Here is a 22,627-nt window from a genome sequence, read left to right on the forward strand (position 1 = left end):
GTTCCGTCCCCGGTGTTGGGTGAGGGTGGCAACCGAGCCCGACACGTCGTTCGACCGGCCACCTCGGCCGGCCGATTCACCCGATAACCGCCGAGAGAGACTTCTTTACGCAATTTTTTGCTTTGTAATTTTCGACGGATTTAATACCATCCGTGGTCCAGCCATGGATGTAATGAGCGACACCATCACTGCGGAAGACCCGCTGAGCGGAGAAGAAATCGAGCTGCCGTCGGACGTCGAAGTCGGCGAGATTATCGACAGTCCCGCCACAGGCGCGGAGCTGGAAGTCGTCTCTCTCGACCCCGTGATTTTGGAAGAGGCACCTGAACTCGAAGAGGATTGGGGAGAGTAAGCGTGCATATTGGACTGCTCTACTCCCGGATTCGCCGCGACGAGAAGTTACTCCTCAACGAGCTTCGTGAGCGCGGCCACGAGGTGACGAAGATAGACGTTCGGAAAGAGCAGTTCGACCTCTCTGAGCCGCCGGCAGCGTTCGACGGCCTCGACATCGTGGTCGACCGCTGTCTGGCGACGAGCAGGAGCCTCTACATCACGCGCTTCCTGCAATCGTACGGCATCCCCGTCGTCAACTCCCACGAGACGGCCGACGTCTGCGCCGACAAGGCGAAGAACAGTCTCGCTCTCGCGGACGCGGGCGTGCCCACGCCGAACACGAAAGTGGCGTTTACGGTCGAATCTGCGATGGACATCGTCGAGGAGTTCGGCTACCCGTGCGTCCTCAAGCCCGTCGTCGGGTCGTGGGGTCGTCTGATGGCCAAGATAGACTCCGAAGCGGCCGCCGAGGCCATCCTCGAACACAAGGCCACGCTCGGAAACTACGAGCACAAGGTGTTCTACATCCAGGAGTTCGTCGAGAAACCGGGCCGCGACATCCGCGTGCTCGCCGTCGACGGCGAACCCATCGCCGCGATGACTCGCTCGTCGGACCACTGGCTCACCAACGCCGCGAAGGGTGCCGACGCCGAGGCGTTCGAACTCGACGCCCGCGCGAAAGAACTCGTGAAGCAGGCGTCCGACGCAGTCGGCGGCGGCCTGCTCGGCGTGGACCTCATGGAGACTGGTGAGGACTATACGGTCCACGAGGTCAACCACACCGTCGAGTTCAAGGCGCTCAACGACGCCGTGGACGTGGACGTTCCCGCGAAGGTCGTCGATTGGCTGGAGGCCAAAGTCTCCGGCGAAAAGACGCTCGCGGAGGTTTCGGCGTGAGCGAGGTACTCACTGCGGGCGTCGTCGGTGGCTCTGGCTTCACCGGCGGCGAACTGCTCCGTCTCCTCGACGGCCACCCGAACTTCGAGATTGCACAGGCCACGAGTCGCTCCTACGAGCGCAAGACCGTCGGCCACGTCCATCCGAACCTTCGTCACCTCGACCTGCGCTTTACCTCACCAGAGGACCTCGAATCCGTGGACGTCTTGTTCACGGCGACGCCCCACGGTGTCTCGATGGAACACATCGACGCGTTCCAAGACGCCGCGGACACCGTCGTCGACCTCTCTGCGGACTTTCGCCTCTCCGAGGAGGCACAGTACGACGAGTGGTACGACGGGCACATCTGCCCCGAGTACCTCGAAAAATCGGAGTACGCGCTTCCCGAACTGAACCGCGAGAACCTCCCCGGCGCAGACCTCATCGCGGCGGGCGGGTGTAACGCGACGGCGACGATTCTCGGGCTGAAACCACTCTTCGACGCCGACATCCTCTCTGGCGACGAGCAAGTCGTCGTCGACGTGAAAGTCGGGTCGTCCGAAGGCGGCGCTGGCGCGAGCAAGGCGTCCTCGCACGCCGAGCGCTCCGGTATCGTCCGTCCCTACGCCCCGACCGGCCACCGTCACGAGGCCGAAATCGAGGAGTATCTCGGCGTCTCCGTCTCCTTTACCGTCCACGCGGTGGACATGGTCCGCGGTGCGGCGGCGACCTGTCACGTCTTCCCCGACGGACCAGTGTCGAAAGGCGACATGTGGAAAGCCTACAGAGGAAGCTACGGCGACGAACCCTTCATGCGCACCGTCGCGGGCGGCGGTGGCGTCTACCGCTACCCCGAACCGAAGTCCGTCGCCGGCACCAACTTCGGCGAAGTGGGCTTCGAAATCGACCCCGCGAACCGACGCCTCGTCGTCTTCTCGGCCATCGACAACATGATGAAAGGCTCCGCCGGGCAGGCGGTCCACGCCGCCAACATCGCACTCGACTTAGAGGAGACGGCCGGCCTCGACTTCACCGGCTTCCACCCGATCGGCTCACCCTGAGCGCACCGTCCCCGAACACACCACTCCCAGACTGACCACCGTACCATTTCGACTATGACAGGATACACACGCGAGGAACTGCTCGCGGCACACGAACAGCTCGTCGACAACGAGGCGAACCTTTGCACAGACGGCGGTAAGGAGCCGCCAGTCGTCGTCAAGATTGGCGGCGCGAAAGCCGTCGACCCAGAGGGTGCCGTCGCAGACGTGGCGCACCTCGTCGCCAACGGCACCGACGTCGTCGTCGTCCACGGCGGGTCGACTGCCGTCGACGAGACGCTCGAAGAACTCGGCGAGGAACCGACCTACGTCGAGTCGCCATCGGGCGTGAGCGGTCGCTTCACCGACGAGCGCACCATGGAGGTGTTCTCGATGGTGATGCCCGGTAAGCTCAACACCGACCTGACGGCGCTGTTCCGCGAAGCAGGCGTCGATGCGCTCGGTCTCTCCGGCGTCGACGGTGGCCTCCTCACCGGTCCGCGCAAGTCGGCAGTCCGCGTCGTCGAGAACGGGAAGAAGAAAATCAAGCGCGGCGACCACTCTGGGAAGATTACCTCGGTCAACGCGACGCTCCTCGAAACCCTCCTGGACGGTGGCTACACGCCTATCGTGACCGTGCCGATGCTCGCCGACGACGGCGTCCCGGTCAACGCGGACGCCGACCGCGCAGCAGCAGCAGTCGCCGGCGCACTCGGCGCGAAGTTGGTCGTCCTCACCGACGTGAAGGGCGTCTACGCCGACCCCGACGACGAATCGACGCTCATCGAGACGGCCGACACACCCGACGAGTTCGAGGCGCTCGAAGCGGCCGCAGAAGGCTTCATGACGAAGAAGGTCATGGCCGCGAAGGAAGCACTCGACGGCGGTGCCGCGGAGGTCATCGTCTCCGACGCGAACCTGAACGACCCTATCGTGACGGCGCTGAACGGCGGCGGTACGCACGTGACGCCCGGCGCACTGGTCGAAGCGACGGAGGCTGAGCAGTAATGTCGGGCTTCGTCTTCAACGAGAAACCCATCACCATCGAATCCGGTGAGGGGCCGTACCTCTATTCGGACGACGGAACCGAGTACCTCGACTTCGGCGCGAGTTACGCCGTCGCGGCGCTCGGACACTCACACCCCGCCGTCACCTCGGCGATTCAAGAACAGGCCGCGAAGTTGACCTACGTGCAGGCGTCGTACCCCGTCGAGGTTCGCACCGAACTCTACGAGAAACTCGCGGCACTCGCCCCCGGCGACATCGAGAACGTCTGGCTCTGTAACTCTGGCACGGAGGCCAACGAGGCGGCGATGAAGTTCGCTCGCTCCGCGACGGGACGCCAGAAGATTATCGCCACGAAGCGCGCGTTCCACGGCCGTACCCTCGGTTCGCTCGCGCTCACGTGGAAACAGAAGTACAAGAAGCCGTACGAGCCAGTCGCCGGCGGCGTCGAGTTCGTCACCTACGGCGACGAAGAAGAACTCGCGGAGGCAATCGACGACGAGACGGCCGCCGTCTTCCTCGAACCGATTCAGGGCGAAGGCGGCATCAACCCCGCGTCGGCGGAGTACCTGCAAGCCGCCCGCGACCTGACCGAAGACGCCGGCGCAGCGCTCGTCTTCGACGAGATTCAAACCGGTATCGGCCGGACCGGGTCGCTCTGGGCGTGCGAGAACGTCGGCGTCGTTCCCGACATCCTCACGAGTGCGAAGGGCATCGCCAACGGCCTCCCGCTCGGTGCGACCCTCTGTGCCGACTGGATTGCCGACGGCGCGGCCTCTCACGGGTCGACGTTCTCCGGTGGCCCTGTGGTCTGTGCCGCCGCGAACGCCACGCTCGACACCATCGTCGAGCAGGACATCCCCGGCCACGCCGCCGAGATTGGCGACTACCTCACGTCGGGACTCGAAGCGGCCGTCGAGGAACACGACCTGCCGGTCCGCGAGGTGCGCGGTGAAGGCCTCATGATCGGCGTCGAGGTCAAGCGCGGCGCGAATCGCACGCTGAAGCACCTCGCACTGTCCGAGCAACTGCTCGCGCTTCCGGCGGGACGGACCGTCGTGCGGTTCCTTCCGCCACTCGTCATCGACGAGGAACACGCAGACCGCGCGGTGGACGCCATGACGAGCGTGTTGTCATGAACGCCGGAACCACACACGACGGCCACGCCGACACGGACGCCGGCCTCATCGCCGGCAGCGACTGGCCCGAAGCGCGTCGTCTCCTCTACGACATGGTGTCGACGCCCTCTGTCTCGGGTGACGAGGAAGACGCCGCCGAGGTGCTGAAGGCGTTCTTCGAGGCGCACGACCGCGAAGTCTGGATAGACGACGTCGGCAACGTCCGCGCACCCGCCGACGATTCCGTCCTCCTCACGTCGCACATCGACACCGTCCCCGGCGAGATACCGGTGAAGGTGGACGACGGCGTCCTCTGGGGACGCGGAAGCGTCGACGCGACCGGCCCGCTCTGTTCGATGGCCGCCGCCGCAGTCGAAACAGGCGTCTCGTTCGTCGGCGTCGTCGGCGAAGAAACGTCTTCGCGCGGCGCGTGGCACCTCGTCGAAGACCGGGAAGAACCCGGCGCTGTGGTCAACGGCGAACCCTCCGGATGGGACGGCGTGACCCTCGGCTACCGTGGATTCCTCTCGGGGACGTACGTCTCGACCAGCGAGTTGGGACACTCCTCGCGCCCCGAAGACAACGCCATCCAGTCGGCCGTCGCGTGGTGGTCGCGCGTCGCCGACTTCTTCGACGAAGAGTACGACGGCGTCTTCGACACGGTGACGACGAAACCCGTGAACTTCGACGGCGGCCCCACCGACGACGGACTCGCCGTCGAGGCGACGGTGGACGTGCAGTTCCGCGTCCCGCCACGTCTCACCATCGACGACGTGCGCGAAGTCGCCGAGGGCGAACTCACCCGCGGGAGCGTCCACTGGAACAAGCCCATCCCGCCCGTGATGATGAGTCCGCGCACGGAAGTCGCGCGGGCCTTCCGCGTCGCCATCCGCGGCGTCGGCGGGACCAAACCACGCTTGCTCCGCAAGACTGGAACAAGCGACATGAACATCTTCGCCGGCACGTGGGACTGCCCGATGGCGACGTACGGCCCCGGCGACTCGGACCTCGACCACGCCCCCGACGAACGTCTGGAACTCACCGAGTTCGACAACTCCATCGACGTGCTGGTGGAGGTCTGTGAGACACTCGCGGACGACTGACTCGAATTCGCCGACGACTGAGACACCGAATCGACACGGAGACACGACACTCACACAATGCTCGAAACGACACACTTCACCGACATCGACGACATCAGCGCATCGGAGTTAGACCGCGTCCTCACCCGCGCCGCCGACATCAAATCCGGCGACGACGAGACGCGACTGACCCGAGCGACGCTGGCGATGCTCTTCGAGAAACCGAGTACCCGCACGCGTGTCTCCTTCGAGACGGGCATGACGCAGTTGGGCGGTCACGCCCTCTTCCTCGGTCCCGAAGACATCCAACTCGGTCACGGCGAACCACTCTCGGACACCGCCCGCGTGCTGGGTCGCTACGGCGACGCCATCATGGTCCGCCTGTTCGACCACGCCGACCTGCTCGAAATCGCCGAACACTCGAACGCGCCGGTCATCAACGGTCTAACCGACGATGCCCATCCGTGCCAGACGCTCGCCGACCTGCTCACCATCCGTGAACACGTCGGCGACTTCGACGAGGTACAGGCGGCGTGGGTCGGCGACGGCAACAACGTCGGCCAGTCGTTCGTCCTCGGGTGCGCCATGGCCGGCATCGACCTGACGGTTGCGACGCCGCCGGAGTACGCGATGGACGACGAAGTCATCGCCCGCGCCGCCGAACTCGGACAGGCACCGACGGTCACGACGGACCCCGAAGAGGCCATCGACGGTGCAGACGTCATCTACACCGACGTGTGGATTTCGATGGGCCAAGAGAGCGAACGCCACCAGAAACTCCAGGCGTTCGAAGGCTTCCAACTCAACGAGGAGTTGCTCGCAGACACGGACGCGAAGGTCATGCACTGTCTCCCCGCCCACCGCGGCGAGGAGATTACCGGCGACGTACTCGAAGGCGACCAGTCCATCGTCTGGGACCAAGCGGAGAACCGCCTCCACGCCCAGAAGGGACTCATCGTCGAGTTGCTCGACGAGTAAAATCGAAGAACGCAGTCGGCCTACGCTTCTGCGCCCGTTCCGCCTTCTGCCTCGGTCGCTTCGGACGGTATCAGGCCGAGTTGCTGCATGGTTCCGTAGTAGTCGAAGGCGTCCCACTGTTCTGCGATTTTGTCACCCTCGAACCGGTAGATGCTGATGCCACTCGAGCGCCAGTGGTTCCCCGTCGGTTCGTCGGTCAGGTACGACGGCGACTCGTTCGTTCCTTCCAACGTGTAGCGGATGGTAGCGCGGTCACCCGCCGCGAAGAGGTCGTCGACGGTGAATTCGAGGTCGGGCGTCCCATCGAGAACCGCTTGGACCATCTCTTTGGAGCCTTCGAGGCCCCGGTCACCCATCGGGTCGTGCATGACGAAATCGTCGGTGGAATATTCGTCGATGACGTCGGGGTTCCGGCCGTTCCACGCCTCCTCGTGATACTTTCTCATTATCGCCTTCATCTCTGCTGTCGGTATCGGGTCCATCTCAATCCACCAGCTGTGAGTATCCCCGGAAAAGACATAGAATATTTGTCACAAAATGCGATGTGTCTCGATTAGGTGACAGTGTCTGCAAAGAAAAACTGCCGCCACGGTATCTCTCGAGCCTTACAGCGCCCGTTCGAGCGTCGGGTAGGTGAGTCCGATGACCGCACCGTAGACGACGTGGCCGACGAGACTCGTGACGTTGACGTTCGGAAGCGGCGGGTTCGCGGGCGACCCGACGACACTCAACCAGACGGGCATGACGAGGACGGCGAGAATCGCCCAGAGGACGACGCCGTAGACGACGCCGAAACCGAGCGATTTGGCCGTCGAGTCGAGGCCGACGTACCCCGCGAGGGCGGCGAAGGCGACGCCGAGAATCGCGCCGTGGGCGACGTGAATCGTGAATCCCGCGGCACCACCCATGAGCGTGTACATCGATGGAATCGCGACTTCGAGGACGGGGCGCATCTGGACGACCATCATCGCCCCCATGACGACGGCGGCGAGTGCGCCCGCGACGACACCCGCTTGCCACGATTCGGTTGCTGTGGTCTCGATTCGAGAGGTTACTGTCTCTGATGCCATGTGCGAAGCGTCGACAGCCTCCCGAATAATCCTCTCTCGGACGGGCGAGACTGCCGCATCGCGGGGATACGATTATATGGAGTGTGTCGCGTCCGGCGGTGTCGCAGGTGTCGACTGGGGGTATCCCTCCGAGGCTTTTAATCAGATGGCGGCCGAGAACCGTTCGTGGCCCACGCGAACGGTCCCCGCGACGACGACAGCGACTCGGAGAGAGCGTGGCGCTTCTTCCCGTACGACGACCCGTATCCGAATCAGGAGGCGGCGATGTCCGGTATTTCGGACGCGCTCGACGACGAGCGAAACGTCCTCCTCGAAGGTGCAACCGGGACGGGAAAGACCATCTCCGCGCTCGTGCCCGCGTTGGAATACGCCCGCGAACACGACAAGACGGTGGTCATCACGACGAACGTCCACCAGCAGATGCGGCAGTTCATCGAAGACGCCCGCGCCATCACCCGGCGCGAACCCATCCGGGCGGTGGTGTTCCGTGGAAAGTCCTCGATGTGCCACATCGACGTGGGCTTTCAGGAGTGTCAGACCCTCCGCGATACGACCAGAAGCATCGTCGAAAAAGAGTCCGATAAGTCCGAACTCTCGGACCAGGCGCAGACGCTCCTCGACCGGATGCGCGAGGGCGAGTCAGGTGCTGGAGAGGCGCGAAGCGCCGTCACGGACGAACTCGACTCCATCGACGACGAGTTGGAGCAGTTGAAAGAGGGCAACTACTGCGAACACTACTACAACAACCTCACCCAGAACACAGACGAGTTCTTCCAGTGGTTGTTCGACGACGTGCGGACGCCCGACGAGATTTTCGAACACGCCGGGCGGCAGAACCTCTGTGGCTACGAACTCCTGAAAGAGGGGATGGAAGGCGTGGACCTCGTGGTCTGTAACTACCACCACCTGCTCGACCCGATGATTCGCGAGCAGTTCTTCCGGTGGTTGGACCGCGAGGCGGACGACATCATCACCGTGTTCGACGAGGCGCACAACATCGAGGGGGCGGCGCGTGACCACGCCAGTCGCGCCCTCACCGAGAACACGCTCGAGAGCGCGATGAACGAGTTAGAAGAGGTGGACGACTCGCACGCCGAGAGTGCCCGCAACGTCGTCGGGACGTTCCTCGACGCACTCCGCGAGAGTTACGACGAGGCGTTCGGGTTCGGCGAACGCGAACAGGTCGGCGAGAACTGGTACGACCTCTCGATTGCCAATCAGGGCCGGCGAGACGACCTGACGATGGAGTTCCTCCAGTCGTACGAAGGCCGCGGCATCGACGTGGAAGTCGAACTCGCCCTCCAGTTGGGAAAGCGCCTCGACGAGCAGTACGAAGACGAGTACAAGAACGGCGAGGCGACGACCCGAAAGGAGTGTCAAACGTTGCAAGCGGCGGGATTCATCGCCGACTGGATGGAGATGGGCGGCGAACTCGGCCGCCACCCCATGCTGTCGGTCCGGCGCGACGGCGGCACCGACGAGATATACGGTCGCGCCGAACTCTACACCTGCATCCCGCGCGACGTGACCCGCGAGTTGTTCGAGGAAGTCCACGCGAGCATCCTGATGTCGGCGACGCTGCGCCCGTTCGACGTGACAGAGCAGACGCTCGGTCTCGAAAATCCCGTGACGATGGCGTACGGTCTCGAATACCCCGAGGAGAACCGGCGGACCTTCTCCGTCTCGTTGCCGGCGCTGTTCTCGTCGGAGCGCGACGACCCCGGGACCCAAGAGACAATCGAGCAGTTGCTCGTCGACGCCGCGCGCTTCACGCCAGGGAATACGCTCGTGTTCTTCCCGTCGTACGCGGAGGCCGAACGGTACCACGAACGGTTGCGTGGGAACCCCGCGGCCGACTTCGACTTCTTCCTCGACGAACCGGGCGTCCGCGCCGAAGAGGCGCGCCAGGAGTTCGTCGGCAAAGACGACGCCATCCTCCTCACCTCGCTGTGGGGGACGCTCGCCGAAGGGGTGAGTTTCGACGGCGACGACGCGCGAACCGTCGTCGTCGTGGGCGTTCCGTACCCACACCTCTCTGAGCGACTGGAGGCAGTCCAAGACGCCTACGACCGCATCTATCGCGGAAAGAAGGAGGCCGGGTGGCGCTACGCCGTGGAGATACCGACCATCCGCAAGACCAGACAGGCACTCGGGCGGGTCATCCGTGCACCCGACGACTACGGCGTGCGCGTCCTCGCCGACAAACGCTACACGCGCGAGAGTTCGTCGATGGGGAAGTACGGTGTTCGCGGGTCGTTCCCCGTCGAAGAACGCGCAGAGATGGTCGACATCACCCCAGCGAAACTCAAGTTCGCGATGCTGAACTTCTACAACGACCACGACGCCTACGGCGGCGACCCACCGCGACCGTAGCGAACGGGTGCCCGATGTGTCCAGTTCGGCACCACCCCTGCCGTGCGATTCTTCCCTCTGCGAACCAACACATATCTGATGAGCACGACCCCTCCCGGCCCGAAGGGAATCCCAGTCTTCGGTGCCAGTCGGCAGTACGCCCGCGACCCGTTTCGATTCCTGACGGGGGTGGCCGAGTCCTACGGCGACGTGATTCACTTCGACCTCGGTCCGCTGGACACCTACATGCTGACGAACCCGACCGACATCGAGCGCGTCCTCGTGAGCGAGGCGTCGAAGTTCAGGAAACCACAGTTCCAAGACCAGGCAATCGGTGATTTGCTCGGTGACGGCCTCCTCATGAGTGAGGGAGCGACGTGGCAGAAACAGCGCCAACTCGCTCAACCCGCCTTCGACATGCGTCGCATCTCGACGATGGCCGGGATGATGACCGACCGGACTGAGACGATGCTCGACTCGTGGCACGACGGCGACGTGGTCGACGTGCAACTGGAGATGACGCGACTGACTGTCGAGATAATCGTCGACGCGATGTTCGGCGCGGACATCGACGACGAGCGTATCCGACTCATCCAAGAGAACCTCGAACCACTCGGGACACGATTCGAACCCGACCCGATTCGGTTCCTCATGCCCGACTGGGCACCGACGAGAGAAAATCGCGAGTACAAACAGTCGCTGTCAGTCCTCGAAGACCTCATCTGGGATATCGTCGACGAACGGCGTGGGACCGAGTACGGACCGACGCCGGCGTCGTCTGTTGCCGAGGGCGAGTCGGTCGGAGGAGAACCGATGGACTTGCTGTCGATTCTGCTTCGCGCCTACGACCGGGGCGAACAGACCGACGAGAACCTCCGTGACGAACTGATGACGATGCTGCTCGCGGGCCACGACACGACGGCGCTGACGCTCACCTACGCGTGGTATCTGCTGTCCCAGCACCCCGAAGCCGAGGCGAAACTCCACCGCGAGTTAGACGAGGTGCTCGGCGGGCGGACGCCGACCTACGAAGACGTCCGACAGTTGGAGTACACAGAGCGTGTGCTGAACGAGTCGATGCGCCTGTACCCCCCAGTGTACGTCATGTTCCGGGAACCCAAAGTCGACGTGCGTCTCGGTGGATACCGAATCCCCGAAGGGTCGGCGATAATGCTCCCGCAGTGGGTCGTCCACCGGTCCGAGCGCTGGTGGGAGAACCCACTCGAGTTCGACCCGGACCGCTGGGCACCGGAGCGGATGCGGGACCGGCCGCGGTTCGCGTACTTCCCGTTCGGCGGCGGGCCTCGCCACTGCATCGGCAAGCACCTCTCGCTGCTCGAAGGACGACTCATCCTTGGAACAGTCGCACAGCAGTACGAACTCGACTACATCCGCGACAGGCCGTTCTCGCTTCGTGGGTCGCTGACGATGCACCCTCAGGAACCGATGGGGATGCGGTTACACGCCCGAAAGTAGCGAGAAGTCAGGCGTTTAGCCGGGGAGTGAAATCGTCGCCGCCGTCTCTCTGAACTGTCCATCGTAGAGGTCGACGTTCGAGACGGTCCACTCGATGGGGTCGAGTTCTTGGCTCGCGACTCGGCGGGCATCTGCAACGTCGCCGCCGCGAGCGAGCGTGATGTGGGGCACGTAGTCGTCACCTTCGAGACCATCGATTGCGCCGAACTCGTCGACGAGTTCCCGGTGAAGCGCGTGGAGTCCGGGACTCTCGACGGTTAGGTAGACGACGGGTGCAGACCCACGAGGCGGGTGTTCGAAGAAGTCGATGCCCGTCACGCGGGCCTCGAACGCCGGTGAACCGTGAAGTGTCTGCCGGAGACGCTCACGCAGACGGTCGAAGTCGGTCGCTTCGAAGCGCTTGCAGACGAGCGTGTGCCGGTCGCGAACCCGGTCGAACGAGGCGAGATACGGGAACAGGTCGGACGCGAGGCGGGCCACCCGCCCCGGGACCGGGACGTTCAGACTGTACACGCCCGAATCTCACGGGTGAGATACAAAGGCGTGTCGTCGTTGCGGGCGGTCCGCCGTGGTGTCGGGCAGCGTCAGATTCGGTCGAGCAACCAGAGGACGATGAGTGCCGCGACGACGAGTCCGAGAAGTGGCCGGAAGGGGCCGAGGAGCGCGGTAAAGAGACCGAGAATCTCTCCGATAATCTCGAGTACGAGCCAGATGAGGACGAGGACCAGCACCAGTTTCAGGAGGTCATCGACGTCGATACGGGCGAGGTTCGGTTTCATACCCGCCGGTCGGGGAGTCGAGAGCAAATACTTGGTGGCCGTGTGTGGCAACTGTGAGCGCTCGACGGTGGGTGTCTGTGGCCGCCTGAAGACTGGTCGAAATCTGTCGGCAGATTGCCAGGTAGGTTTATTCGTCTACAGTGTCACTCTCATACATGGACAGTGTGTTTTACCAACTTGGGAGGCTCTCCCGGCCATCCTCGGGAGCGGAGTCCTCGGCAGCAGTCGGGAGTTCCTCGCGCGTCCCACGTTGGCTTGGTCCCCTCGCACTCGCGGTGGTGGTGTTCGGTATCGCCGTCGTCCTCTTCCCCGTCACGCCCCTGACGCTCGCCGGGTACGTCGTCCTCGCACTCGCCATCGCGGCGGTGTACGACGCCGTCGAAATCGTCCAGGCGTACGAGAAGCGGACGCTCAGCGTCTTCGGCGAGTACAAAGGAATCCTCGACCCGGGTATCAACTTCGTCCCACCGTTCGTCTCGAAGACCTACCGCTTCGACATGCGGACGCAGACGCTCGACGTGCCCTCTCAAGAGGCAATCACCGAAGACAACTCGCCGGTGACCGCCGACGCCGTCGTCTACATTCGCGTGATGGACCCAGAGCGTGCGTTCCTCGAAGTCGACAACTACCGCCGGGCCGTCTCGTTGCTCGCACAGACGACGCTGCGCGCCGCCCTCGGCGACATGGAACTCGACGACACGCTGGCACGGCGTGACCACATCAACGCGCGCATCCGCCGCGAACTCGACGAACCCACCGACGAGTGGGGCGTCCGCGTCGAGTCCGTCGAAGTTCGTGAAGTGAAACCCTCTGCGGACGTGGAGAACGCGATGGAACAGCAGACTGCCGCCGAGCGTCGCCGCCGCGCCATGATTCTCGAAGCGCAGGGTGAGCGTCGCTCCGCCGTCGAGAAGGCGGAAGGTGACAAGCAGTCCAACATCATCAGCGCACAGGGGAAAAAAGAGGCCGCCATCCTCCGTGCACAGGGTGACGCCATCTCGACGGTCCTCCGCGCCCGTGCCGCAGAGTCGATGGGTGAACGCGCCATCATCGACAAGGGTATGGAGACGCTGGCGAGCATCGGCACGTCGCCGTCGACGACGTACGTCCTCCCGCAGGAACTCACGTCGCTGCTCGGCCGGTACGGACAGGGTCTGACCGGGTCCGACGTCCAGAAAGCCGGCGGTCTCGAGAGTCAAGTGTTCGACGCGGAGACCCGACAACTGCTCGGACTCGACAACATCGACGACATCCTCGGCGAACTCGACGAGTTCGAATCGAGCGAGTTGGACACCGACGCGGTCGACATCGAAATCGAAGACGGCGGCGTCGAGATGGAGTCGCAGAAGTAAACTACGTTTTTCGTACGCTGAACACACCGTGAACGGCGTGTCTATCGTCGAGGAAGATGGCCGGACGAGGCGTCGAGAGGCGGTCCCCCACCGGTCGAGGGAGTCGACCACCGCGCGTGGTCGCCCATCACATTCCGCTCGACGGGTTCGACGCCCTCTTTCGGCCACATCCCAGATACCACCAGATTGTTCCCTGCCGGGAGAACCCCCAGCGACCGTTTCTCGTATTCCTCCCGATACGAGGTGAATCGCGTCTTCTCCCCCACTACGTCTGCGGCGGTCCGCAGACAAGTTACATGTTGCTTGGAGAACTAATAGTCGCCCAAGAACGTTCTCAGAGGGTGAGACCCGCTGGTAACGAGACGGTACGAAAAACGCGGTGAGAACGGTGTGCGACCGCGAGTGCGGACTGATTCGACTTACTCGTCGTCGCTCGCCCGGACCGTCAACACCGGTGCGGACGACTGCCTGACGACGCGTTCGGTGACACTCCCGATGAGGTAGTGGTCGAGACCAGTGCGTCCGTGGGTGGCCATCACGACGACGTCGATGTCGGCGTCGTCGGTGTACTCGGCGATGACCGAGTCCGGGACGCCCTCTTCGACGATTCGCTCTGTCGCCACGTCGTCCGGGAGTGCCTCGATGGCGGCGTCCACCGCCGCCTCGGCGCGTTCGTGTTCGGACTCTCGCCACACGTCGGGCGCGATGCCGGCCGATGGCGTCTCGAAGCGGTTGCGCGAGTCGGCAACCGACAGGACGTGGACCGTCGCGTCGTACGTGTGTGCGAGTGTCGCGGCGTGGTCGATAGTCGCTTCTGTCGCGTCACTACCGTCGGTCGGGAGCAGGATGTGGTCGTACATTGGTTGGGTTGAAGGAAAACCGAATCTGTGGAGTGTCGGTTAGATGCCTGCCGCCATCAAGAACAGCGCGATGGAGATGACCGCGAAGAGGCCACCGACGAAGGTCTTGATGGTTTCAGTCTCGAGGGCGTTGGAGACGTACGGAGCGATTTGGCCGCCGAGGACCGTCGCGGGGACGGTGAAGACGACCATGTTCCACGGCGTGGAGGCGAGACTCAGCGAGTGGCCACCGACGAGTCCCCCGCCGAAGACGTGGACGAGCGACGCGAGGATGGCCGTCAGTGCGACGACGATGTGGTTCGTCCCGATGGCGACGCGGACAGGGACCTTCGTGCTGAGCATCGAGATGATACCGAGTTCGCCGACGCCGAATCCGGCGAGTCCCTGGAACGTCCCGCCGATGCTGTAGTTGGCGAAGCGGCGGAGGTAGCCGCTACGGGTGTATTTGTAGTCGTCACCCTCGCGGTCGACGCGGGTGACGGTGCCGTCGTCGTCGGTGCGGACGCCGGCCGGACCGAGCTTTCCGGGGTCGTTCGGAAGACTGGACGTGACGGTCCCACCGTCGGTCGCAGCGGCGTGTTCGGACCCGGAACTTCCGGGTTCTTCGTGGCCGAGGTCTGCCTTGAACAGCAGATAGGAGGCCGCCAAGAGGGCGAGGCCGAGAAGCGCGTGGAAGACGACTTCCGGGATGACGAACGAGAGCAGTGCGCCCCCGACGACGAACGGAATCGACCCGGCGACGAGGCTGAGGGCCAACCGCCGGTCCACGAGGCCGTACTGGATGAACGCCACGGCCGAACTGGAGAGGCCGAACGCTTCGCTGATGAGACCCACCTTCACGATGGTCGCGGGTTCGAGCGGATGTGCGAGCACCGGGAAGATGAAGATGAGGAACGGGACGAACAGTGCCGACCCGCTGATTCCGACCGTGTTCACGATGGTTGCTCCGAGGACGAACACCGGGAACAACCACCAGTAGTTGAGCCAGTAGTCCGTGCCGACATCGGTAGGTGTCGGTGCCATGGTGAACACGGCGGCGATGAACAGCACGGGTGCGGTGAACACGAGGATGTGTTGATACTTCAGGAACGACTTCTGGACGTGACTGAGAGACTGAGAGCTCATGGTTCTCGTAGTTTTCAGTACGTTGTGACGTGCGCGTCCACTCCGGTGGAGTGACGCGTCGAAAACAGATTAGCTACCGAATCGCCAGCGGATTCGCACCGCGTGCAAGGTTCATCCACCACAGACGGCGTGACCGACTCACACACCGGCGTCGCCGGTTGCGAGTGGTCACCCGACGAGTCGAGCGACTCCGACTCGAACGACGGGGACATCTAGGTGATACCCCCGTTCGGGAAGGCGCGGTGAACGTTGTGTCCTGCTTGCTCGTCCGCAGCGTCCGCAGAGTTGCGGGTCACGGTGAAACGGGCATAGCGAGGTCGGGATAATAAATCTTGATACCGACCCCACTTTTGGGTACGGTCCTCACACCGACACGCGTCGAAGAACCGGCGACAAGTGTGGCTACCCCTAGTCTGTACTCAGTCTGACGAATCGAACACCCGTCGAACGAGGGCGCGTTCGTTCTCGTACGTAAGAACGTCGAGTGCATCTGCGGGGGCGACCCACTGGCGCGCGTCCACCTCGTCGTCCGGGTCGAAGGGGCGTTCGTCGACGACGCGCATGTGCCAGAGGAAGACCCCTTTTGGACCACTCGCGGTGTCGACGTCGGCGTCGACGTGGTACTGATAGCGCCCGGCGAAGCGACCGCACTCGACCGAACAGCGCGTCTCCTCGCTGACCTCACGGACGGCAGTTTCGACCAATGTCTCGCCGGGTTCGACCTTTCCTTTCGGGAGCGACCAGTCGTCGTATCGCGGGCGGTGGACGAGACAGATGTGTCCGTCGTCGCGGCGGAGGAGGCCACCGGCGGCGAACGTGACTCGCTTTCGAGACGCGTCCACGTCAGAGCTCGTCCGGCGGCGCGAGGCTATCGTCGTCCTCGTCGGGGTACTCCGGTGCGATACCGTCTTCCAGGGCGTCCACGTCGTACTCGCGGCGGAGGTTGTGGATTCGGTCGCGGATGTCGGCGGCGAGTTCGAATTCGAGGTTGTCGGCGGCCTCCTGCATCCGGTCTTCGAGGAACGCGATTTGCTCGACTGCCTCGTCCGCGTCAGCAGGTTTGTCGCCCGAGACACCGCGCGTGTCCGTCTTGCTTCCGGGCAGGTTCGTCTCGCCGACTTCCTTCTCGATGGTCGTCGGCGTGTGGCCGTGTTCTTCGTTGAACTGCTGTTGGATGCGGCGACGACGCTGTGTCTCGGAGATTGCCGCCTCCATCGCGTCGGTCATCTCGTCGGCGTAGAGGACGACTTCGCCGTTGACGTTGCGGGCGGCACGGCCCATCGTCTGGACGAGCGTCGTCTCGGAGCGCAAGAACCCCTGCTGGTCGGCGTCGAGGATGGCGACGAGCGACACTTCGGGGATGTCGAGACCCTCGCGGAGGAGGTTGATGCCGACGAGCACGTCGATGTCGCCGAGGCGGAGCGACCGGATGAGTTCGTGGCGTTCGAGCGTGTCCGTCTCGTCGTGCATGTAGGCCACGTCCACGCCCGCCTCTTCGAGGTACTCGGTCAGGTCTTCGGCCATCCGTTTCGTGAGGGTGGTCACGAGGACGCGTTCCTCGCGGTCGATTCGGTCGTCGATGCGGGCCATCAGGTCGTCCACCTGTCCCGACGCCTCCGTGACTTCGACCTTCGGGTCGACGAGGTGCGTCGGTCGGACGATTTGTTCGACGGTCTGGTCGGAGTGCTCGCGTTCGTAGTCGCCGGGCGTCGCAGAGACGAACAGCATCTTCCCCGTCTTCTCTTCGAACTCCTCGAACGTCAGCGGGCGGTTGTCGTAGGCCGTCGGCAGGCGGAAGCCGTTTTCGACGAGCGAATCTTTCCGAGACTTGTCGCCGGCGTACTGGCCCTTTATTTGCGGAAGCGTGACGTGCGATTCGTCGACGACAGTGAGGAAGTCGTCGGGGAAGTAATCGAGGAGCGTGTAGGGAGCGTCGCCCGGTTCGCGGTCCGAGAGGTGGACCGAGTAGTTCTCGATACCGGAGCAGTGGCCCGTCTCGCGCATCATCTCGATGTCGAAGGTGGTTCGTTCTTCGATGCGCTGGGCGGCGACGAAGTCACCCTGTCGCTGGAAGAACTTCACCCGTTCTTCCATCAGTTCCTCTATCTCGCCGATGGCCTGTTCCATCTGGTCTTCGGGGATGGAGTAGTGTTCCGCCGGGTGGACGAGGACGGCGGGTTCGGACGATTTGACCTCGCCTTCGAGGGGGTCGAGTTTCATCATCCGGTCGATTTCGTCGCCCCAGAACTCGATGCGGACGGCGTAGCGGCCGTACATCGGGAACACCTCGACGGTGTCGCCGCGCACGCGGAACGTCCCGTGGTGGAAGTCCACGTCGTTGCGTTCGTAGTTCAGGTCCACGAGTCGCCCGAGTAACTCGTCGCGGTCGATTTGGTCGCCGACTTCGAGGCGGAGGGACATGTCGGTGTAGTTCTTCGGGTCACCGAGGCCGTAGATGGCCGAGACGGAGGCCACGACGATGACGTCGTCGCGGGTGAGGAGCGACCGGGTCGCAGAGTGACGGAGGCGGTCGATTTCCTCGTTGATGGACATGTCCTTGTCGATGTAGGTGTCGGTCTGTTCGATGTACGCCTCGGGTTGATAGTAGTCGTAGTACGAGACGAAGTACTCCACCGCGTTGTCGGGGAAGAGGCCCTTGAACTCCTCGTACAACTGGGCGGCGAGCGTCTTGTTGTGCGCGAGGACGAGCGTCGGTTTCTGAATCTCTTCTATGACCCACGAGACGGTGTTGGTTTTGCCGGAACCGGTGACGCCGAGGAGCGTCTGGATATCGGCACCGTTCCGGTAGCCACGGACCAGTTCTTCGATAGCCTCGGGTTGGTCTCCCGCCGGTTCGAAGGGGGCGTCGACGCGGAATTCGCGTTCTGCCTCTGGTCTGTCGGCGGACAGGGGACCGGACTCGCTCATTGTCTGTCCGTTGGGAGTCGGCGTACTTGAGCGAGGCGGTGCTTGTCGTCGTGGGAACGGTTTTCCGCCGCGTCGTCGTATGTCACGCCATGACACGAGAAGAGCTTCAGACGGCGAGCCAGTTGCTCAAGGAAGCCGCCGAAGCAACCGACGGGGACGTGCAAGCGCGCCTCTACGAGCAGTCCGACCAGTTGGCGAAACTCGCCGACCGGGAACAGGGGCCGGACCACGGACGACTCGCCCGCCACATGACCGTCCTCCACGAACTCGCCGAGAGCCTCGACGGCGACGTGGCCGAGACGGTCCGTGAGGCCCGACAGCAAGTCCTCGAATACCGAAAAGGCGTTCCTGGCGTCTGACGCCCGGCAGACAGACCCCTTCGTTTCCACTGGAACGTGAAGGGTTGGCAAGCATAGAGAGTGGTCGAAAGATAGTGGTAAGAGACGATTCGAAGAAGAACGAATTATGCGAGTTTCGACCGCTGACCAACCCAAAATCCGAACAGCATTACGACGAATAGGATAGCTACCGGAACCCAGAATCCCAAATTTGTGAGCAGTTCAATGGAGAGCATCTCGGGTGCGAAGATGGCCATCCAAAGAGGAATCCCAATTAGCAGGCTTGCTGCAGCGACGAGGATAAATCTGGGATACGAATCCATCTACGCGTGTGAATAGATTCCGTACGTTGATAATTTTCAGCCCTGTCGTGGCCACGTTCCGTCCACTGCAATAGTCTACCCAGCGGACAAGAACACTGTCCCGCGAGCGAGGCCAAAGGCCGAGTCTCGCGGCCTTTTTGGTCCAGATTTTTCGAGGAGCGGGTCGCCTTCGGCGACCCCGACGACGAAAAAGGTGGGTGTTAACACACGTTCTTCGGCTTGATTCCCATCCCCTCTAGCGTCTCCACGTAGTCGTCGTAGGCGGCCTCGACGACGGCGTCGGCGGCCTCTCGGGCGACAGCCTCGTCCTCGACGAGTTCGTCGACGGCGGCATCGAGTTCGTCGAGTTGGTCCTGCAGGTCCGACTTGAGCGTCCGGAACGTGTCGGCCGCTTTCGGGTCGGCGTCGCCGATGAAGAAACCGACCATCTGTTCGACTGTCTTCAGGGAGACGAGTGCGCGGGCGAGTGCGCCGCCGAGTCGGCCGTCGGTCGTCTCGAACTCGGCGAGGACGTCGTAGACGTTCGGTTCGTCGCCAGCGGGGTCGGCACCGACCGTCTCGGCGTGGTCACGGGCGGTGTCCGCGAGGTCCGAAAAGAGCGTCGAGGCCTCGCCGTTCGCCTCGTCGTCGCCCCACCACTCGAACAGGTCTGCGGCGGCCGTCGCCTCGGCGGCGGCAGCAGCACGAACGGCGTCGCCGCTCATCTCGCCGTCGGTGACGGCGTACAGCGCCTTCGAAGAACCGAGTCTGGAGAGGGGCGTCTCGTGGTCGTCGCGGAGGGAATCGAGGAGGTTGGACATGTGGGTGTGTACGGTAGAATGCGGTTTGTACCCATCGGCGGCGGCGAGTTCAGGTGGGTGTCTGCGACGCCGAATCACACCGTCCCCGACCATCACTCGGTAGGCCGTTTTTGTAGTTTCACCCACAGAATACAGGTCAGAATCTAAAACATTATATATTGTATTATCATGATGGTATTCTATAACATGACGAACGTTGTCAGAGCAGCCGCAGAGAACAGTTCCAAACTCGTCGAGCGCTATCTGCCCGACGCGTTCTTGTTCGCCGTCATCCTCACCGGCGTCGCGTACGCGTTGGCGATGGTGTTCGTCGCGCCGGCCGAGGGTGTCGGGATGGCTGGGCACGCCCAGAACCTCCTCCTCGATGGATGGTACGGTGGCTTCTGGAACCTGCTCTCGTTCGGGATGCAGATGACGCTCATCCTGATGACCGGGTACGCTCTCGCACAGACTCGGCACGTCGACGCACTGCTGACCAAGTTGGCGCGGATTCCCAACTCGGAGAAGGGTGCCGCAGCGATGGTCCCCGTCGTCGCCGCCGCGGCGTCGTTCGTCCACTGGGGCCTCGGACTCGTCGTCGGCGCGATTTTCGCCCGGAAGATTGCGGCCGAAGTCCGGACCATCGACTTCCCCATCGTGGTCGCAGGCGCCTACTCCGGGTTCGTCGTCTGGCACGGTGGCCTCGCCGGGTCGATTCCACTCCTCTTGAACACCGAGGGGAACTTCCTCATCGAAGCGGGCGTCCTGAGTTCGACGTACGCCACCGGTGGCACCATCTTCACCGTGGCGAACCTCGTCCTCGTCGTCGCCATCGGGTTCATCTTCTTGCCCGCACTGTTCGCCCTGATGTACCCGAAGTCCGACGCGAAGAAGACGCCAATCGACCCCGCTGAGTTGGAGGCGGCGTCCGACGGCGGTGAGCGAACGGGAAGTTCGCGAGACTCGTCGGACATCCAGTCCGACGGCGGGACGGCGAACGTCTCGCTGCCCGACGACGCATCTATCGCGACTCGCATCGAACACTCGGGTCTCGTCGCCATCGGTATCGGCATCGCGGGCCTGTTCGCAGTCCTCCTCTACTTCGGAGAGGGCGTCGCCAACGGGACGATGCCGTGGAACAACCTCAACCTGAACATCGTCAACTTCGCGTTCCTCTTCCTCGGTCTGACGCTCCACGGGACGCCCAAGGCGTACGTCGAGTCCATCGTGGAAGCGGTCGAAAACGTCTGGGGCATCATCCTCCAGTTCCCCTTCTACGCGGGTATCATGGGCATCATGGCCTACGCACCCGGCGAGTCGGTGAGTCTCGCGACGCAAATCGCACAGGGGATGGTCGCCGTCGCGCCCGAGGGCGCACTGCCCGCTATCGCCTTCTTCACGGCCGGACTGGTGAACTTCTTCGTCCCATCCGGTGGTGGCGAGTGGGCCGTCATCGGCGAGACGCTGGTCACCGCCGCGAAGACGTCCGGTGCGTCGATTCCACGGGTCGCCGTGGCTGCCTCGTGGGGTGACGCGTGGACGAACATGATTCAGCCCTTCTGGGCGATTCCGCTCCTCTCCATCAGCGGTCTCTCCGTCCGTGACATCATGGGCTACTGCGTGATGGTACTCGTCGGGACGGGCGTCATCGTCGCTATCGGTATCAGCGTCCTCCCGATGTAATCCGCGAAAAGAACCGAATTCGAGACTAACTCAGTTTCCTTTTTCGACCGGAGCGCCCACGAGGTTGCCCCACTCGGTCCACGACCCGTCGTAGTTGGTGACGTTGTCGTAGCCGAGCAGTTCGTGGAGCGCGAACCACGCGATTGACGAGCGCTCGCCGATGCGGCAGTAGGCGATGGTGGACTCGTCGCCTTCGATGCCTTCGGCAGCGTAGAGTTCGCGGAGTTCGTCTGCGGACTTGAACGTGCCGTCGTCGGTGACCGTCGCGGCCCACGAGATGTTGCTGGCACCGGGGACGTGGCCGCCGCGCTGGGCGGTCTCTTGGAGTCCCGGCGGTGCGAGAATCTCGCCGGAGAACTCTTCGGGCGAGCGAACGTCGACGAGCGGAAGGCCCTTGTCGACGGCCTTCTCGACGTCGTCGCGGTAGGCGCGGATGTCCTCGAACGGACCCTTCGCCGAGTAGTCTTGCTCCGAGAAGGACGGGACTTCGTCGGTGACTGGGTAGTCGTTGTCGACCCAGTAGTCGCGCCCGCCGTTCATCAGGCGAACGTCCTCGTGGCCGTAGTACTTGAACTGCCAGTAGGTGTAGGCGGCGAACCAGTTCGAGTTGTCACCGTAGAGGACGACTGTCGAGTCCTCGGAGATGCCGTGGGAACCGAGGAGGTCCGCGAAGTCTTCCTTCGTCAGGACGTCGCGCGTCGTCTGGTCTTGCAGTTGGGACTCCCAGTTGAAGCCAATCGCACCGGGGGCGTGGCTCTCGTCGTACGCCTCGGTGTCGACGTCGACTTCGACGAGGCGATACGCTGGGTCGTCGCTCTGGAACTCGTCGAGGTGGGACTCCACCCAGTCCGCAGAGACGAGGACGTCCTTCGCGTAATCGGAGTTGGACATTGCATACCATCGTATGCCAGCAACGGCCATAACTCTCACAGCGACGGCATGTACGGCCTCACCCCGGGTGATGCGGAAAATGTTGCCTACACATCTCGGTCTCGACACCCGATTATCGGACGAGATTCGACTGATTCACCCGGTTTTGGGGGTCGATTCGGGTGATGCGGTAAGAACGTCCGGTATTCCGGACACGTGGCGAGGGGTGCACCGAGCCACGGACCTAAATCTGCAGGCAG

At 63.3% G+C, this 22,627-nt stretch carries 22 protein-coding genes; 12 read left to right on the forward strand and 10 right to left on the reverse strand.

Annotated elements, in window-relative coordinates; all coding sequences use genetic code 11:
- The first annotated feature begins 172 nt into the window (after positions 1-172).
- From lysW to argF, 7 genes are read left to right on the forward strand one after another with little or no spacing between them, the layout of a single operon-like run.
- The gene (lysW, locus tag AUR66_RS06050; protein ID WP_058571591.1) at positions 173-352 is read left to right on the forward strand and encodes a lysine biosynthesis protein LysW; all 180 of its coding nucleotides are present in this window, start codon (positions 173-175) and stop codon (positions 350-352) included.
- A 2-nt stretch (positions 353-354) separates the two neighbouring features.
- On the forward strand, positions 355-1,230 hold the full coding sequence (gene lysX, locus AUR66_RS06055) for a lysine biosynthesis protein LysX (protein WP_058571592.1): 876 nt from the start codon (positions 355-357) through the stop codon (positions 1,228-1,230).
- Positions 1,227-2,270 carry an N-acetyl-gamma-glutamyl-phosphate reductase gene (gene argC / locus AUR66_RS06060; protein ID WP_058571593.1) on the forward strand — a complete coding sequence of 348 codons (1,044 nt, stop codon included), beginning with the start codon at positions 1,227-1,229 and terminating at the stop codon, positions 2,268-2,270. Before lysX ends, argC begins: the two co-directional genes overlap by 4 nt.
- A 54-nt stretch (positions 2,271-2,324) precedes the next feature.
- Positions 2,325-3,257, forward strand: a complete 933-nt coding sequence (locus AUR66_RS06065) for an acetylglutamate/acetylaminoadipate kinase (protein WP_058571594.1) — start codon at positions 2,325-2,327, stop codon at positions 3,255-3,257.
- The gene (locus tag AUR66_RS06070; protein ID WP_058571595.1) at positions 3,257-4,393 is read left to right on the forward strand and encodes an aspartate aminotransferase family protein; all 1,137 of its coding nucleotides are present in this window, start codon (positions 3,257-3,259) and stop codon (positions 4,391-4,393) included. Before AUR66_RS06065 ends, AUR66_RS06070 begins: the two co-directional genes overlap by 1 nt.
- Positions 4,390-5,475 carry a [LysW]-lysine hydrolase gene (locus AUR66_RS06075; protein WP_058571596.1) on the forward strand — a complete coding sequence of 362 codons (1,086 nt, stop codon included), beginning with the start codon at positions 4,390-4,392 and terminating at the stop codon, positions 5,473-5,475. Before AUR66_RS06070 ends, AUR66_RS06075 begins: the two co-directional genes overlap by 4 nt.
- A 57-nt stretch (positions 5,476-5,532) precedes the next feature.
- On the forward strand, positions 5,533-6,432 hold the full coding sequence (gene argF, locus AUR66_RS06080; RefSeq protein WP_058571597.1) for an ornithine carbamoyltransferase: 900 nt from the start codon (positions 5,533-5,535) through the stop codon (positions 6,430-6,432).
- A 20-nt stretch (positions 6,433-6,452) separates the two neighbouring features.
- On the opposite strand, the gene AUR66_RS06085 is transcribed toward argF, so the two are convergent.
- Both AUR66_RS06085 and AUR66_RS06090 read right to left on the reverse strand, forming a co-directional pair.
- Complete coding sequence (locus AUR66_RS06085) at positions 6,453-6,914, reverse strand: ester cyclase (RefSeq protein ID WP_082682138.1); 462 nt, start codon at positions 6,912-6,914, stop codon at positions 6,453-6,455.
- A gap of 123 nt (positions 6,915-7,037) precedes the next feature.
- Positions 7,038-7,502 carry a DUF6789 family protein gene (locus AUR66_RS06090; RefSeq protein WP_058571599.1) on the reverse strand — a complete coding sequence of 155 codons (465 nt, stop codon included), beginning with the start codon at positions 7,500-7,502 and terminating at the stop codon, positions 7,038-7,040.
- A 165-nt stretch (positions 7,503-7,667) separates the two neighbouring features.
- Here AUR66_RS06090 and AUR66_RS06095 point away from each other — a divergent pair, with 165 nt between their 5' ends.
- Both AUR66_RS06095 and AUR66_RS06100 read left to right on the forward strand, forming a co-directional pair.
- Positions 7,668-9,875 carry an ATP-dependent DNA helicase gene (locus tag AUR66_RS06095; RefSeq protein WP_058571600.1) on the forward strand — a complete coding sequence of 736 codons (2,208 nt, stop codon included), beginning with the start codon at positions 7,668-7,670 and terminating at the stop codon, positions 9,873-9,875.
- A 78-nt stretch (positions 9,876-9,953) separates the two neighbouring features.
- On the forward strand, positions 9,954-11,330 hold the full coding sequence (locus tag AUR66_RS06100) for a cytochrome P450 (RefSeq protein ID WP_058571601.1): 1,377 nt from the start codon (positions 9,954-9,956) through the stop codon (positions 11,328-11,330).
- 15 nt (positions 11,331-11,345) lie between these two features.
- Here AUR66_RS06100 and AUR66_RS06105 read toward each other — a convergent pair whose 3' ends face one another.
- Both AUR66_RS06105 and AUR66_RS06110 read right to left on the reverse strand, forming a co-directional pair.
- Positions 11,346-11,843, reverse strand: coding sequence for a 2'-5' RNA ligase family protein (locus AUR66_RS06105; RefSeq protein ID WP_058571602.1), 498 nt, complete (start codon positions 11,841-11,843; stop codon positions 11,346-11,348).
- 71 nt (positions 11,844-11,914) lie between these two features.
- A complete protein-coding gene (locus AUR66_RS06110) occupies positions 11,915-12,109 on the reverse strand; it encodes a DUF7554 family protein (RefSeq protein ID WP_058571603.1) in 195 nt (64 codons plus the stop codon).
- Positions 12,110-12,264: 155 nt separating this feature from the next.
- Between AUR66_RS06110 and AUR66_RS06115 the strand changes: the two genes are divergently transcribed.
- The gene (locus AUR66_RS06115; RefSeq protein WP_058571604.1) at positions 12,265-13,461 is read left to right on the forward strand and encodes an SPFH domain-containing protein; all 1,197 of its coding nucleotides are present in this window, start codon (positions 12,265-12,267) and stop codon (positions 13,459-13,461) included.
- 419 nt (positions 13,462-13,880) lie between these two features.
- Here AUR66_RS06115 and AUR66_RS06120 read toward each other — a convergent pair whose 3' ends face one another.
- The 4 genes from AUR66_RS06120 to uvrB all read right to left on the reverse strand — a co-directional run bounded on the left by AUR66_RS06120 (position 13,881) and on the right by uvrB (position 18,374).
- Complete coding sequence (locus AUR66_RS06120) at positions 13,881-14,321, reverse strand: universal stress protein (protein WP_058571605.1); 441 nt, start codon at positions 14,319-14,321, stop codon at positions 13,881-13,883.
- Between the two features lie 39 nt (positions 14,322-14,360).
- Positions 14,361-15,446 (reverse strand): sulfite exporter TauE/SafE family protein, encoded by a 1,086-nt coding sequence (locus AUR66_RS06125; protein ID WP_058571606.1) that lies wholly within the window; start codon positions 15,444-15,446, stop codon positions 14,361-14,363.
- 419 nt (positions 15,447-15,865) lie between these two features.
- Positions 15,866-16,288 carry an NUDIX hydrolase gene (locus AUR66_RS06130; RefSeq protein ID WP_058571607.1) on the reverse strand — a complete coding sequence of 141 codons (423 nt, stop codon included), beginning with the start codon at positions 16,286-16,288 and terminating at the stop codon, positions 15,866-15,868.
- Between the two features lies 1 nt (position 16,289).
- Complete coding sequence (uvrB, locus tag AUR66_RS06135; RefSeq protein ID WP_058571608.1) at positions 16,290-18,374, reverse strand: excinuclease ABC subunit UvrB; 2,085 nt, start codon at positions 18,372-18,374, stop codon at positions 16,290-16,292.
- 89 nt (positions 18,375-18,463) lie between these two features.
- On the opposite strand from uvrB, the gene AUR66_RS06140 reads away from it, so the two are divergent.
- The gene (locus AUR66_RS06140) at positions 18,464-18,733 is read left to right on the forward strand and encodes a DUF7553 family protein (RefSeq protein ID WP_058571609.1); all 270 of its coding nucleotides are present in this window, start codon (positions 18,464-18,466) and stop codon (positions 18,731-18,733) included.
- A gap of 502 nt (positions 18,734-19,235) precedes the next feature.
- Here AUR66_RS06140 and AUR66_RS06150 read toward each other — a convergent pair.
- Complete coding sequence (locus AUR66_RS06150) at positions 19,236-19,835, reverse strand: hypothetical protein (protein ID WP_058571613.1); 600 nt, start codon at positions 19,833-19,835, stop codon at positions 19,236-19,238.
- Positions 19,836-20,021: 186 nt separating this feature from the next.
- Here AUR66_RS06150 and AUR66_RS06155 point away from each other — a divergent pair, with 186 nt between their 5' ends.
- Positions 20,022-21,497, forward strand: a complete 1,476-nt coding sequence (locus AUR66_RS06155) for a short-chain fatty acid transporter (RefSeq protein ID WP_058571611.1) — start codon at positions 20,022-20,024, stop codon at positions 21,495-21,497.
- Positions 21,498-21,527: 30 nt separating this feature from the next.
- Here the strand turns inward: AUR66_RS06155 and AUR66_RS06160 are convergent, their stop codons facing one another.
- Positions 21,528-22,388 (reverse strand): sulfurtransferase, encoded by an 861-nt coding sequence (locus AUR66_RS06160; protein WP_058571612.1) that lies wholly within the window; start codon positions 22,386-22,388, stop codon positions 21,528-21,530.
- Between the last annotated feature and the right edge of the window lie 239 nt (positions 22,389-22,627).

Source organism: Haloferax profundi (assembly GCF_001469865.1).
Taxonomy (GTDB): domain Archaea; phylum Halobacteriota; class Halobacteria; order Halobacteriales; family Haloferacaceae; genus Haloferax; species Haloferax profundi.

Bases quoted from the DNA above. Each gene is read 5' to 3' on its own strand.
- lysW (WP_058571591.1), top strand. From the start codon at position 173: ATGAGCGACACCATCACTGCGGAAGACCCGCTGAGCGGAGAAGAAATC.
- AUR66_RS06065 (WP_058571594.1), top strand. From the start codon at position 2,325: ATGACAGGATACACACGCGAGGAACTGCTCGCGGCACACGAACAGCTC.
- AUR66_RS06070 (WP_058571595.1), top strand. From the start codon at position 3,257: ATGTCGGGCTTCGTCTTCAACGAGAAACCCATCACCATCGAATCCGGT.
- AUR66_RS06075 (WP_058571596.1), top strand. From the start codon at position 4,390: ATGAACGCCGGAACCACACACGACGGCCACGCCGACACGGACGCCGGC.
- argF (WP_058571597.1), top strand. From the start codon at position 5,533: ATGCTCGAAACGACACACTTCACCGACATCGACGACATCAGCGCATCG.
- AUR66_RS06085 (WP_082682138.1), bottom strand. From the start codon at position 6,914: ATGGACCCGATACCGACAGCAGAGATGAAGGCGATAATGAGAAAGTAT.
- AUR66_RS06090 (WP_058571599.1), bottom strand. From the start codon at position 7,502: ATGGCATCAGAGACAGTAACCTCTCGAATCGAGACCACAGCAACCGAA.
- AUR66_RS06100 (WP_058571601.1), top strand. From the start codon at position 9,954: ATGAGCACGACCCCTCCCGGCCCGAAGGGAATCCCAGTCTTCGGTGCC.
- AUR66_RS06110 (WP_058571603.1), bottom strand. From the start codon at position 12,109: ATGAAACCGAACCTCGCCCGTATCGACGTCGATGACCTCCTGAAACTG.
- AUR66_RS06115 (WP_058571604.1), top strand. From the start codon at position 12,265: ATGGACAGTGTGTTTTACCAACTTGGGAGGCTCTCCCGGCCATCCTCG.
- AUR66_RS06120 (WP_058571605.1), bottom strand. From the start codon at position 14,321: ATGTACGACCACATCCTGCTCCCGACCGACGGTAGTGACGCGACAGAA.
- AUR66_RS06125 (WP_058571606.1), bottom strand. From the start codon at position 15,446: ATGAGCTCTCAGTCTCTCAGTCACGTCCAGAAGTCGTTCCTGAAGTAT.
- uvrB (WP_058571608.1), bottom strand. From the start codon at position 18,374: ATGAGCGAGTCCGGTCCCCTGTCCGCCGACAGACCAGAGGCAGAACGC.
- AUR66_RS06140 (WP_058571609.1), top strand. From the start codon at position 18,464: ATGACACGAGAAGAGCTTCAGACGGCGAGCCAGTTGCTCAAGGAAGCC.
- AUR66_RS06150 (WP_058571613.1), bottom strand. From the start codon at position 19,835: ATGTCCAACCTCCTCGATTCCCTCCGCGACGACCACGAGACGCCCCTC.
- AUR66_RS06155 (WP_058571611.1), top strand. From the start codon at position 20,022: ATGACGAACGTTGTCAGAGCAGCCGCAGAGAACAGTTCCAAACTCGTC.
- AUR66_RS06160 (WP_058571612.1), bottom strand. From the start codon at position 22,388: ATGTCCAACTCCGATTACGCGAAGGACGTCCTCGTCTCTGCGGACTGG.